Origin of the sequence: Paenibacillus sp. 2TAB23, assembly GCF_052115165.1 — a bacterium.
Taxonomy (GTDB): Bacteria; Bacillota; Bacilli; order Paenibacillales; family Paenibacillaceae; genus Pristimantibacillus.
In genome coordinates this window covers 55,987-68,515 of record NZ_JBFRGD010000032.1, presented here as the reverse complement: position 1 = coordinate 68,515, position 12,529 = coordinate 55,987, and the positions used below count along the sequence as shown (strand labels likewise).

Below are 12,529 nucleotides of genomic sequence, written 5' to 3'. Positions count from 1 at the left end.
CTCCTAAGGTGAGTTCTGAGGGCTGCAACCCAGTACATACTCATCCTAGCGGGGCGTTTGTTTTTCTGCAAATTGAATCTACTAAGACCTACAGGAATGTTAACTGGCAGATTACGCTAATACCTGGCAAGTGTTATAATTCATAAAATAGTAATCGAAAAGCAGAGGTTGGTATAAGGATGGATTACAAAATTTTTAATAAAATTAGTGGATATTTAGAAGGGCTAGGTACAATCAATACTCATTTTGGAACCTCTTATGGTCATGAATACGTGTTTTGTGAGCTCGAAATTGGTGTGCCTTTGATGCAAATAGTTATAGAGTACAATAAGACAAGCAATCTAAAGAACCATGATGACGTTATATTCCTACCCTTACGTGACGTCGAAGACTGGAAGGAAACTCTTTTCGAGGTAAGTGCATACTGGTTCTTTTCCCTTTATCGGATGCAAAATTTTCAGGTTTTAGTTGCTTATTACGATGATGATGGTCAGGAACTTCCTGAGATACCCGCTGAATTTGATAAAGGATCAAACTCAGTTAGCAACAAGCTAATTGATCTAATTGACCAGCTTATTGATGGGAAAGAACTAAAGGTATACAGGTTGGAGACGGAAGTAGAAGAAAGAAATGAATTTGATTGGGAGCAGTTTTATTTTGTTTTTGATGGTAAGGTGTTTATTCTGGAGTTTTATCAATGGGGTTAATAAATCCTAAATTTGATTGAGCTAACGAGGAACGATAGTAGATCAACTAAGCAAAGAGCTGTTTTACAGCGGCAGGCTGCTCCTTGCTTGTTAAAGTATCAAGGCTGCAGACATCATCGGCAGCACTTTCTCACCTATGGGCGGTAATGTTGAACAAATTTTAAGAAGGAGAAAGGAATTATAGAAAGAAAGGTGAATGAATTTGAATCAAAACAATAAAAGAAAAACTTTTAAATTTAACGAAGACGATATTTTAGAAATTTTAACTGAATATCTTGCAGAAGAAAATGGATTTGAAACATTTCAATCAAGAGCAATTCTTTTGGGTACGCCAGGTAAAGACTTGAGGTTAATTTCAGTTATCGTTGATTTAGAAAACGATGATATTTCGAAATTAGATTTAGAGGATATCGATAATAAAATAAAATTTAATGGTTCGCATTGATATTATAAAAATTGTTCTTTGTTCAATTAACGGGAAACGATAGTTCACAAAGAGGAAAAGGAAGGAAACTGAAGGATTTTAAAGGACGAGACTGGACTGAAAGCAACCTCTTGGGTATTTTACTCGACCATAGAAAAGATAAAGAAATTCTTCAGGATATAGATCAAAAATTAAAGGCATCAGTTAATCTGACAGGGATTCAAAATAATAATGACATTCAAGATGCTAAACCATTGCCCGAGAATCAAGATGTTTTGAAGGCTCGAATAAAAGAACTAGAAATATGTATTACAAAGGTTTTGCGAGATGTCAAAACATTTCTAGACGCTTTACTTACCGATGGTCTTGGCTTAATCGCTTTACTTGCTTTGAAATTAATGAAAATATTTCATTTTAATACTACAGAAGTTGAAAATTAATCAATTTTTATAATATGATTCATATCGATATTGAAGGTAGGTTAATGACATTGAAAATATCTAAAATGGCCGCTACATGTATGTTATTCCTTATCACATTAACGACATGTACAGACGGTTACAATGAAAACTTGAGCGAGGAGAGCTCAAGTATGACTGACGCGACGTTAGAACCTTCTTTGGATGATATACGATCAATGTTGGAAAAATCAGGACTAGGTGATTATTGGGAGAAATTAAAAAAGCATGTTAGACCCGGGTTCTATATGGTGCCAACGACGATTGACGAAGAAAAAATTGAGGTTGGAAGTAGTAAAATTGGTGGACGGCCTGATGTACCTTCTACATTTAATTGGCCTTCATGGAAAGGTCATCCTATGTCATTTCTCGCTCAAATTAACTTAGATGAATTTCCAATGAAATCTATTCAGTCGGATTATCCAACAAGCGGGATTCTCTATTTCTTTTATGTATACGATCCAGATCTCTGGTATGAAAATGACTCCTACGATTCCGATAAAAAAAATAACAATGTCGTCTACTATACCGCAAAATCTTCAGATTTGGTTAGAATGGAACAACCCAAAGGCTTAATGGAATCTCAAATATTTAAATCTGCCCTTATTGAAAGAAAGCTTGAATTAACGATTCCCGACGGAGATTATTTGGAAGCAAACAAAATTATAAAAAATAAAGGTGACTTAAAAAAATACTCACTTGATTTCAAATCTAATTTCTTAGAAACCTATGATCCAGGGATTGGTTATCGTTTTTTAGGTCATATGACACCTCTTCAATACGGAGGTCATCCGAGCGACAAAATTCTATTATTTCAAGCCGATACAAATGATGAGATTGGGATGGAGTGGGACTTGTCAGGGTTGTTATATTTCTTTATAGAAAAGGATGATTTCAAAAAATTATTTTTCAAAAATGTCTATACAAGCCGTACGGGTACATAAGAAGGAATTCATTGTCTAATTAAACAATTGGAAAACTATAGCTTAACATTAACAGGACGAGGCTACCGGAATAAATCGTCAGCCACGTTGAGCTATCTGGCAGTTTAGTGCTACAAATCCGAATATTACACGTCTAAATATTGGAAGATATTAGTTGGTGTTCTAAATCTTATTAAGAAAGAAAGGAAGGAAAACCGAATGAAAAAAGCAAAGAAAATAATGTTTTCCAGTGCGATTGCTACAGTACTTATCGTAGGTGTATCTGCGGCTGTTTATACTCAACACTCCAGTCCTGCTACTTCTGTTGCCCCTCAATATTCTGATCCTAGTGCCCCTGGTTTTGTAAAAATATCCAGGACTGATTACGAACGAATGTCTAATATTGTTATTTCTGTGAATAAAGGGGATCTTCCGGTTTCCGCTCTTAAAGATGCGGAGCCTCTATTAGCGCGTAGTCCAGAATATATCACAAAAAAACTCGGGCTGAATACAACGCATTAAAGAAATAAAAACCTAGGATACTAAACAAACCACATCTCCCAATTCATACAGGAGTCACTCGATACGCATGGATGATACCTGTTGAACACCGAAAGGGCTGCCGCGTGGTAGCCCTTCGTTACGCTAACTCGCAGTTTAGCGTGGAATTGACCAAATTGAAAACATGAAAATAGAACACCTGAAAGTTACACTTTTTGGATAAAAGTAAATGAAATATAATATCCTAGGAACCTCCTAAGAGAAGCAAATGCTAAAGTAAGGAGATAGCGTGCTTTAAGAGAGCTTATTTGAAGGTAATCTTCTTCGGAGTTGTTTTGCTTGTGTACTCCTTCTTCAGCATACGAAGCAAAACAAAATCTTAGTGATAGTGGGATGGTGCATTATATGGCGGATAGAAAAGAAGAACGAAAAAGAACTTACCGTGCTTTGGCTTCAGTCCTCTGTATCATTACCATACCTATTGCAATTTTGTACTACGGATATTTCCAAATTGTTTATGCAGAAAAAGTAATTCTCACTCAAAACTCCCCTAACAAAAAAAATCAAGTTGAAATTAGGGTTCGAGGACAGAATGCTTTTTTTTCGAATGCACCGATACGAATACACTATGGAAAAATTGGACATCTACGAACTTATATCGAAGAAAGAATTAACAATGATGGCAAGACTCTTTTTGCCGAAAATTTCGAGTTTACTTGGATTACAGAAGACGTCGTTTCAATTATTCTTAAAGGGGAAGAGCAAAAAGATAAGACATTAGAAATTACTTTTCCTGATTAATTTAGGTGGGATAAGAAATTCCACATTTTTTCAAAAATAATCAGAAAATCTATAAAGCTAATGGGAAACTATAGATAGCTTCATAATCACCAGGACGAGGCTGCCGRCATAAATTGGCAGCCTCGTTGAGCTAACTGGCAGGATTGTTTAATAAACTTAACGAATACTTTTAATAATGAATAAGCCCCAGATGAATCACTATTGAAGGAAGGTACGTAGAAAATGAGTTTTATTATAATTGGTTTGTTACTAATTATTATTTTCTTGTTGATGGATATTAAAAACAGGCTTTCTAAATCAGATTCAGTAAAAGAAATAATAAATAGGAATCGAGAAATAAGAAGAAAAATAAAATGAACGATTAAACTAACGAAGAACGATAGTTCGGCAGTCTAGGATACTATTCTCGTGTCCTAGACATTATTATTTTAATCAAGCTGATTTATGTCTTTTGATCAGTCCGGACTTCTCCCTCGATTGGTACGATAATGACATCTTTGAAATCTGCGTTCAAATGGTAGTCGTTAAAGCCAAGCTCGGTACTTGTACCTTTACTATCGATCGTTCCGTAGAAATTTTTTTCAGCCATAAAATTATGAGTGAAAAAGACGGATTCGCCAAAGCCCTCATGCCTCTTGCCCACTTCTCCATTACTTCCCAAAGTATCATTTTGCCAAGTCACAACCGCAATTCCATCCTGATTAATTTCGGTATAATTAATTAGTCCTTTATACTTTACCTCAAAACGCAGCGCTTCTCCCTTTGGAAAAGTATAAGCAAAAGTGAATCCTTCTCCTGATGCTTCAATTTGTTTATCCGCATACGTTGCAGGATAATGAATTGCAATTTCACGAGCTTTTACTAAATCTCCGCTCATGAGTATTTTGAAGCGCTCATGACCAGAAGGAGTCCGCACAATTACAGTCTGATCCGTACTGTTGTATTTTACTGTTCCCCCCAGTGTTTCTGAGAGAAAACGCAGAGGAAGATAAGTTCTACCATCTTTAATCGTTACAGGGGTATCCAGCTTTACGCTTTTACCGTTAACCAGGGCTGTTTTGGCTCCACCATTAAGGCGTACGGTTAATTTCTTTTCTTTATTAATTATTATTATCGTTTTCGTAGCCTGTTCATAGGAATACATTAGGTTTACAGGATCTTTAAAAGATTTTAGCGGTACCATTGTCCTTTCGTTTACTGTTAGTACATTCTCCTGCAGCGCGCCATCAATATAAACCAATATTGGTTTTTGCGGCGAAGCGGAGATAGCCGATCCTGATGCCAGCATTCCAACAATGGAAAGCGAAGCAACTGTTGATTGTATCCATTTTTTCAATTGTAAGACCTCCATCTTCTTCATTTCTACTTTAAATGACGTAATTTTCTATAAAAAGTTGCATATTTATAATATTTAGAAAGATTATTGAAATTGGCGTTGTTAAGTTAAAATTTATCAAGGGTGAGTGTGTCAGCAGTAAAACCATTTTCTCAAATTCATTAACGAGGGAGTTCAACAATGACAATACGGTAGCCTGCCTGACGTCGGCTGGCGTTTTCCGTTGAACGGGCAGCATTCCTATTATGAAGAAATACGAGATTTGAGAAAGTAAAAGACTCCTTGGTATGATGTTAATGGGTCCACAACGCTTGCCAGCTATCGGATCCAAAAACAAACCAAGGAGACTACAAGATGAATTTTACTCAAAACGAACGCATTAGTCAAATCACTTCTTCTACCTTAATTATCGGTGTTGACATCGCAAAGTTCAAACATGTGGCTCGAGCGCAAGACTACCGCGGGGTCGAACTCGGGAGGCCAATTACGTTTGAGAATAACCGAGAGGGCTTTGAATTGTTTGTTAATTGGTTCCAAAAGATATCGACGGAGCAAGGGTTCAAAGAAGCAATAGTCGGCATGGAGCCGACCGGCCATTACTGGCTAAACCTTGCGTATTACTTGGGAGAACAACAGGTTTTATGTGTCGTAGTTAATCCGCTGCACGTGAAGAAAAGCAAAGAATTAGACGACAATTCGCCGACCAAGAACGACATTAAAGATGCCAAAGTCATTGCACAGCTAGTCAAAGACGGAAGATATGCCGTACCTAATATCCCCCAGGGCATCTATGCTGAACTAAGGGAAGCGATGAAAATTCGCGATCATCTGTCGACTGACCTGCGTGTGGTGCAAGGCCGCGTTCATAATTGGTTAGATCGGTACTTTCCAGAGTTTCTCACGGTGTTTAAGGATTGGGAATGCAAGTCCGCACGCCAGATGCTTGGTCTTTGTTTGTTGCCGCATGAGCTGTTTTCTCAGTCAGAGGAATCTCTGCTGAAGCATCTCAGAGAGGTTGCCAAGCGAGGTCTCGGCATAGAACGTATGAGATGTTTGAAAGCAGCGGCAAGTCGTTCCGTTGGCATACGAGAAGGTACAGCGCTAGCAAAAATCGAGCTCAAGTTGCTGTTAACACAGTATGAACTGCTTGAAAGTAAGTTTGAAGAGCTTGAGGCAATGCGGGATGAGCTCATGGAGCAAATCCCTCATGTGAAGCAATTAATGGCCATTAAAGGCATTGGTCGGGATAGCATAGCTGGATTCCTGTCTGAAGTTGGCGACATTGAGCTTTACCGGCATCCTAAGCAAATCGTAAAGCTGGCGGGCTTGAACTTAAAAGAAAACACGTCCGGTAAACACAAGGGACAGACAAAGATCACCAAGCGCGGTCGTAAGCGGCTAATAGCGCTGCTATTTCGCGTCATGATGCCACTGGTGGCAAAGAATCGTGCTTTTAAAGCATTGCATCAGTACTACACCAACCGGCCAACTAATCCATTGAAAAAAATGCAGTCACTCATAGCGCTTTGCGGTAAGTTAATTCGAATTCTCTTTGGTGTCCTGAAAAAGGGGCATTGGTTTAGTGAAGAAAAGTTGTTGCAGGATATCCCACGGTTTACGGTAGTATCGTTAGCGGTTTAAATTTCACATTTTTTCATAGAAGACGGACGTAATACCAACGTTACAGACAATTGAAGCACGGATGAGTCAGAACAACACTAACATACGGACGAAGATCCTGTCGGGCAGCATATCCGACCTCCACCTCATGGACAGGTTGAATGAAGGAATGTGGGAGCGTAGACTCTGTGAGACATGGGAGGGTTGACCGCCATGAGGCTATGTGGAGATCCAAAGGTGCAACCATATATCTCCAAAATGTCCACTTTTTAAAATGAGTGGTCTGGGTAGATGTGTTTTTTCACCTTCTTCGCACCCATATTTTTCATCTTCTACAACCTTGTTCCATCCCTTGTTAGTCTGGTACAAAAGAAAAACGTTCAAAATCTAAGGAAACAAGCGTATTTAAGAGGAAAACGATTCTCCATAGAGGGAGTTTAGCGTGGATATAGGGAAGTTTAATTCCTGAATATGGCACAATAAATAAAATCAAGATTTGGAGGAAAGCAATAAATGGGGACGGATATTCACATTTTTTTGAACAAGAAGTGTATCGCAGCGGCATTCATGAAACTAACCGAACTGGAGAATGGATATCAATTGATAAATGGACTAAAAGCGACTGGGCTATTCTCTATCCCGAAAAAAATATCCAATTTGGGATGTAGATCGGAGCGATATGGTTTTTAAGGATAGAAACTATGACCTCTTTGCAATCCTAGCTAATCAACGAAATTCCGAAAACATGCCATATATCTGTGAACCACGAAGGTTGCCTGAAGACGTTACGCCAGAGATTCGATTGCAAATCAGAAATAGTGAATATCATACGACAACGTGGTTTACGGCTGAAGAATTGCTTGCATTTAATTGGAACCAGGTGTTTCATTACGAGGATGAGACCATGAACGGTGAGAAAATCATGGAGTTCGTCGATTATGCAGAGTGTGGTAAAACGTTTATGGAGGTCGTTAATCGTCTATATAGCAGAAAAAATCCATCAGATATAAGACTGATTATCGCCTTCGATAACTAAAGCTGATCTCCTAGTGGCAAAAGTAAGTGAAGGCATGCTAATAGAACTTTTACCGAAGATGGAAGGGTATAACCGAGTTCCTTTTATTCGAACCGATCTTTCAAAAGCAAAAACGAATTAGCCTTGGCGATAATTGAAGCCTTCCCGACAGACGAAGCTAATCGCATCTATGTGCTTGCAGACAGCTGGTATACGAGTCGCGATTTACTTAATGCTTGCAACGCTCGAGGTTTCCATGTCATTGCTGCGGTCAAATTGAATCGAACCATCTGCCCTGCAGGCATTCGGACTTCCATGTCCGACTTCGCAGCAACCTACATTGATAACGAGGATCTCCGCTCTGTTAACGTGGAAAACAAACCTTACCGTGTCTATGCTTATGAAGGCCTCTTGCGGATACCGAAAATGTTCGGGTGTTATTATTTTGGGAAGGCAAGTTTGACGCTAACGTATGTCCGTTTTGTATCGTCTGTGACGATCTAAGCTTGGATCTCGTTACGATTTTAAGCTATTATCGCGTATGCTGGCAAATTAAAACGGGATACCGGTACTTCAAAGAATGGAATGCTCTTAACGTTCAACCAAGTTTACGCTTGGCGATGTGGTACAAAAATTTCGGCATGAGCATAAGGGGCAAATGCTGCTCTATGTCTTTGAACAAGCGATGCAAAAGAAAACGCTGTTCGCATATTGCGAGATCTGAAGATGATCTCATAGCGCCCATTCGACTGCTAACACAACCAGTGTGTCTGTTTTCTGGTCTGATTGGCTATTCTGCAAGAGTCAAGTAAATAAGCTGACGCCGGTAGAGTACCGACGTCAGCTTTCAGTCTATGGCTTTTTTCAATGTCTACAAAAATGGGGCTTGACCAAAAAAATGGTGGGTTTTTTTTTAGCCTGAGCCGTCCGATCAGCGATCGGACGGCTTTTCGCTCGCTCGCGGCCTGCTTGCTTTGGCCGAGGTTCAAAGTCTAGCTGTTGATCGTCTGCCCCTATTGGGCCAAGACTTTGTTCACGAAGACGACGCCTTGCCCGGCGAGACGCTCATGGAGCGCCGTGGTGGAAATGTCCGATACGGGTACATTCGACTCGATGGCGATGGCGGCGGCGACGCCCGCCGCCTGGCCGAGAGCGTAGCAAGTCGCCTGCACGCGCATTGAAGACATGGCGACGTGCGTGGCCGAGATGCTGCGACCGGCGACGATCAAGCCTTCTACGTTCTGAGGCAACATGCAGCGGTACGGTATATCGTAGCCGTCCAGCTTCCGCTCGTCGGTGTTCGTTCCTCCGGTCGGATTGTGGATGTCGATCTCGTAGTTGGTCTGAGCGACTACGTCCTCGAAGCGGCGACCGCTCGTCAGATCGTCTTCCGTCAGCGTGTAGCGGCCTTCGATCTGGTTCGTTTCCCTGACGCCGACCTGACCCGGAACATGGGACAGAATATGGTTCGGATGGTTCGTCCGCTGCAAGTAATTGGCGACGGACAGCGCTTGCCGGAGCGATTCCTTTTCCGCGTAGTTAATGTCTTTGATCTTGGCCCCGTTGCCCTTTACGCGCGTCATGTTGACGAGCAGCGTGCCGTCCCCCATGCCTCCCCAGTACAGATGGCGGCCTTGCGGAAGGTCGGGGATGGAGTCGTATTTGTAACAGTCTTCCGGTAGCTTTTGGCGGACCGGCTTGCCAGTGTCCTGCATCATGAACATGAGCGTCATCGGCTGGGTCAGTCCGTCTTCGTCGCGTCCGGCCCTGGTAGGCACGCCGGAATCCTGCGCGACCCTGGCATCTCCCGTGCAGTCGATCACGACGCGGCCACCGAACGCGCGGAGCCCTTCCCGCGTGTTAGCCACGACGCCGACGACCCGGTTATCCTCCATAATGGAAGAAACGAAGCTGACGTGGTAATAAACTTCGACGCCTTCCTTCTCGAGCTTGCCGTTCAAATAATGGCGAAGCTCGAACGGCGAGTATTGCGGCCAGATCGACTCGTGATGAGAGCTCGGCAGCGCTTCCGGCAGAAATTCTGAGATAAACTCCCGGTAGATGCCCGTCACGTTGCCGACGCCCATGAATACGCTTACGTTGCCTAGCGTTCCCATGCCTCCGAGTTGTCCCGACTGCTCCAGCAAAATTGTTTTCTGCCCGCTACGCGCGGCGCTAATCGCCGCCGCCGTTCCCGCGGGCCCTCCTCCGACTACAATGACGTCGGCATCGTCGAAAACGGGGATGTTGCGCTCCAGCTTAATTTCGCGATTTGACATAATGATCGTCTCCCATCCTCAATTTGTTCTTCTTGGTTTCAATTGTAGGGAAAATGAAACCTTTTTTATAGTTTTATTTTTGTTACAATTAGTACAGGTTAAATGTGCAAGGAGGAGCAATCATGTCTATGAGGAAAAAAGTGACCCTGCAGACGATTGCGGACGAGCTAGGGTTGACGATTCATACCGTATCCAAGGCGCTGCGGGGTTTGCCCGGCATGTCCGAGACGACGCGCAAGGCGGTCGCGGATCTTGCGCGCGAGCTGGGGTACCGGACGAAGGAACAGGATGCGGGCGTCGCAGCGGAACGTATTCCTTGGGCGGGGGCGAAGCCCAGGAGGTTCGCGATGCTGATCGTCGGCGACTCCGATTTTCACCAGATGCAGCTCGAGGGGGTGCGCGTCCGCCTGAACGAACTGGGGCATTCGCTCTATTCGCTGCTAGTGCCCGCCGAGATCGACGGCGTGGACGAGCTCCGGCATTGGCTGGACAACAACGGACTGTCCTTCGCGGACGGGCTGTTCCTGACGGCGGTCGTCCCGGAGTGGATGGAGGCCGTCCTGCTGGAGCTTCCGATGCCCAAGGTACTCATCAATTACCCGCCGGACGTTACGGCGGTCGACAGCGTCATCTGGGACGTGGAATTCGCCATCCATCTATCCATGGAAGAGCTGTACCGGGCGGGACATCGCGACATTTTGTATATAGGGGAAATCAGTCGGCTAAGAGGGTTCCGCTTGCGTTGGAGCGCGTTTGCGGCGGCAGCGGATCGTCTGGGGCTGCCGAATTTGGCGAATCCCGACGAGCATGTGACGGGCAGCGCCTCCGATCGCTCGGCATGGATGGAGCAGCTCGGCTCCAAGCTCAGCTCCGGCCGCTATACGGCCGTTATAGCCGCTATTCCCGGCGTGGCCGAATGGGTGTACGTGGCCTCGGGGTTCTTGAAACTGAGCATTCCGAAGGATATTTCCTTGGTCGGCATGGAGAACGAAGCACATCCCCGTTACGAAGGCACGTCAAGGCCGCTCCTGCTCGTTCGCGAGGCGGGCGAGCGCGCGGCGGAGCTCATGCTGCGCAGAATCACGAATCCTCTGCTACCATATGAGCAAGTGAGGCTGCGGGGAGCGTTTCACCCGGGGGAAACGATCCTCGCCCGGAAGCCATAGAGGACAAAAAAGTCATGAATCTACTGATTGTGGTCATGACTGTCCTCTATCGGCCAATTAGGTAAGCGTTTACAATCGAAGGTGGGCGATCGCTGGCAATGGGGCAGCGGCATTGTTCGCCTTTTCTTATATGCATCCGGGTTTGAAAGGAGGGGAGGGAAATGATGGTTGGCGAAAAGCGGAAGTCGGCTGTCGTATTGGCAACGGCCTACATTCTCGGAGGGTTGCTGATTCTGCTCGCTTGCGTCGCATGGTTCGTCGGACGCACGGACGCAAGGCCGGAGCAAGCCGTCGTTGCCGAGATAGAAGGGGAGCCCGTGACGGAGGAGGAATTCCGATGGGTGTTGGGACGGGAGCGGTCAGGCGTTATTGAGCAGTTCAAGCGCGATCATAAAGTCGTTGTCGACAAAACGTTCTGGCAGCGAGAATACGATGGCGTTACGCCGTTGGAGACCGTCAAGCGGAGGGCGCTCGATTCGGTGGCGCGCATGAAGGTACTGCTTCAGCTGGCCGAGCGGCAGGGCATCATTGAGGATGCTTCGTACGAGGGGCTTCTGCTGGAGATGGAGCGGGAGAACGCCAGGCGGGCGAAGGCGCTTGCGGCAGGGCTTCCGGTGTACGGTCCGTCTCGATTCGATTGGAGCGATTTCGCCGACTTTTATATCGGACGGATGACGATCGAGTTGAAGGACAAGCTCGCCGAGACGGTGCTGGCGATGACGGAGGATCGGTTGAAACGGCATTACGAGGAAATAAAGGAGGAGCTGTTCCGACTGGAAGGCGAAACGCGGTTCTATGCCATATCCGCCCCGTATCGGATAGACGGCGTAGAGGATGGGGAACGGAAGCGTGAAGCGGCATCCGCGCTCGGCGAAATACGCGCTCGTCTGGCTGCGGGCGAAGCGGCGGGCCCCCTGTTCGACGAGCTGGGCAAAGAAACCGCGAAAGCGGGAGAGTCTTCCGTGCTGCATGCGGCAGAAGAGCGCTTTGATGCGGCATCGGCGCGTTATTACTACAAAACGCTTCCGCCATTGTACGAGCTGCTTGCCGATGCGCCGAAGCCCGGCACCGTCGGGCCGATCCTCGACGACGAGGCGAACGGACGATACATGCTGGCCGTCGTCATCGGCAGCGAGGCAGGCGGTTACGCGGGCTTTGAGGAAAGCAAAGACAAGGTGCGGCAGCATGCTCTGGAAACGGTGTACGCCGAATACGTCGACAAGTTGACGAAGGAAGCGCGGATCGTCACGATAGGCAGGCTTTACGAAGGAATCACATTGGAGTAACGGAGAGGATGAG

Annotated in this window: 12 protein-coding genes and 2 pseudogenes; 12 read left to right on the top strand and 2 right to left on the bottom strand. The window is 44.9% G+C overall.

The genetic code is table 11. From position 1 onward, the window contains the following. Positions 1–179: 179 nt before the first annotated feature. From AB4Z29_RS29475 to AB4Z29_RS29450, 6 genes are all read left to right on the top strand, one after another. Positions 180–707, top strand: coding sequence for a hypothetical protein (locus AB4Z29_RS29475; RefSeq protein ID WP_441946519.1), 528 nt, complete (start codon positions 180–182; stop codon positions 705–707). A gap of 202 nt (positions 708–909) precedes the next feature. Beyond that, positions 910–1,152, top strand: a complete 243-nt coding sequence (locus tag AB4Z29_RS29470) for a hypothetical protein (protein WP_441946518.1) — start codon at positions 910–912, stop codon at positions 1,150–1,152. Between the two features lie 110 nt (positions 1,153–1,262). Next, the gene (locus tag AB4Z29_RS29465) at positions 1,263–1,571 is read left to right on the top strand and encodes a hypothetical protein (protein WP_441946517.1); all 309 of its coding nucleotides are present in this window, start codon (positions 1,263–1,265) and stop codon (positions 1,569–1,571) included. Between the two features lie 152 nt (positions 1,572–1,723). Continuing rightward, positions 1,724–2,533, top strand: a complete 810-nt coding sequence (locus tag AB4Z29_RS29460) for a YwqG family protein (protein ID WP_441946516.1) — start codon at positions 1,724–1,726, stop codon at positions 2,531–2,533. 198 nt (positions 2,534–2,731) lie between these two features. Next, positions 2,732–3,034: a hypothetical protein gene (locus AB4Z29_RS29455; RefSeq protein ID WP_441946515.1), complete on the top strand. Its 303-nt coding sequence runs from the start codon at positions 2,732–2,734 to the stop codon at positions 3,032–3,034. Between the two features lie 384 nt (positions 3,035–3,418). After that, complete coding sequence (locus tag AB4Z29_RS29450) at positions 3,419–3,814, top strand: hypothetical protein (protein WP_441946514.1); 396 nt, start codon at positions 3,419–3,421, stop codon at positions 3,812–3,814. Positions 3,815–4,256: 442 nt separating this feature from the next. Here the strand turns inward: AB4Z29_RS29450 and AB4Z29_RS29445 are convergent, their stop codons facing one another. Then, a complete protein-coding gene (locus AB4Z29_RS29445) occupies positions 4,257–5,150 on the bottom strand; it encodes a copper amine oxidase N-terminal domain-containing protein (RefSeq protein ID WP_441946513.1) in 894 nt (297 codons plus the stop codon). Positions 5,151–5,504: 354 nt separating this feature from the next. Here AB4Z29_RS29445 and AB4Z29_RS29440 point away from each other — a divergent pair, with 354 nt between their 5' ends. The 3 genes and pseudogenes from AB4Z29_RS29440 to AB4Z29_RS29430 form a co-directional block, all read left to right on the top strand. Further along, positions 5,505–6,791, top strand: coding sequence for an IS110 family transposase (locus AB4Z29_RS29440; RefSeq protein ID WP_441946512.1), 1,287 nt, complete (start codon positions 5,505–5,507; stop codon positions 6,789–6,791). A 781-nt stretch (positions 6,792–7,572) separates the two neighbouring features. Beyond that, a complete protein-coding gene (locus AB4Z29_RS29435; RefSeq protein WP_183570323.1) occupies positions 7,573–7,806 on the top strand; it encodes a hypothetical protein in 234 nt (77 codons plus the stop codon). 108 nt (positions 7,807–7,914) lie between these two features. Then, a pseudogene (locus AB4Z29_RS29430) lies at positions 7,915–8,289 on the top strand (hypothetical protein); the annotation flags it as partial. A gap of 509 nt (positions 8,290–8,798) precedes the next feature. Here the strand turns inward: AB4Z29_RS29430 and AB4Z29_RS29425 are convergent. Then, on the bottom strand, positions 8,799–10,064 hold the full coding sequence (locus AB4Z29_RS29425; RefSeq protein ID WP_441946511.1) for an FAD-dependent oxidoreductase: 1,266 nt from the start codon (positions 10,062–10,064) through the stop codon (positions 8,799–8,801). A gap of 122 nt (positions 10,065–10,186) precedes the next feature. On the opposite strand from AB4Z29_RS29425, the pseudogene AB4Z29_RS29420 reads away from it, so the two are divergent. The 3 genes and pseudogenes from AB4Z29_RS29420 to AB4Z29_RS29410 all read left to right on the top strand — a co-directional run. Next, positions 10,187–10,330: pseudogene (locus AB4Z29_RS29420) on the top strand (LacI family DNA-binding transcriptional regulator); the annotation flags it as partial. A 198-nt stretch (positions 10,331–10,528) separates the two neighbouring features. Beyond that, on the top strand, positions 10,529–11,230 hold the full coding sequence (locus AB4Z29_RS29415) for a substrate-binding domain-containing protein (RefSeq protein WP_441946523.1): 702 nt from the start codon (positions 10,529–10,531) through the stop codon (positions 11,228–11,230). A gap of 161 nt (positions 11,231–11,391) precedes the next feature. After that, complete coding sequence (locus AB4Z29_RS29410; RefSeq protein WP_441946510.1) at positions 11,392–12,516, top strand: hypothetical protein; 1,125 nt, start codon at positions 11,392–11,394, stop codon at positions 12,514–12,516. Positions 12,517–12,529: the final 13 nt, after the last annotated feature.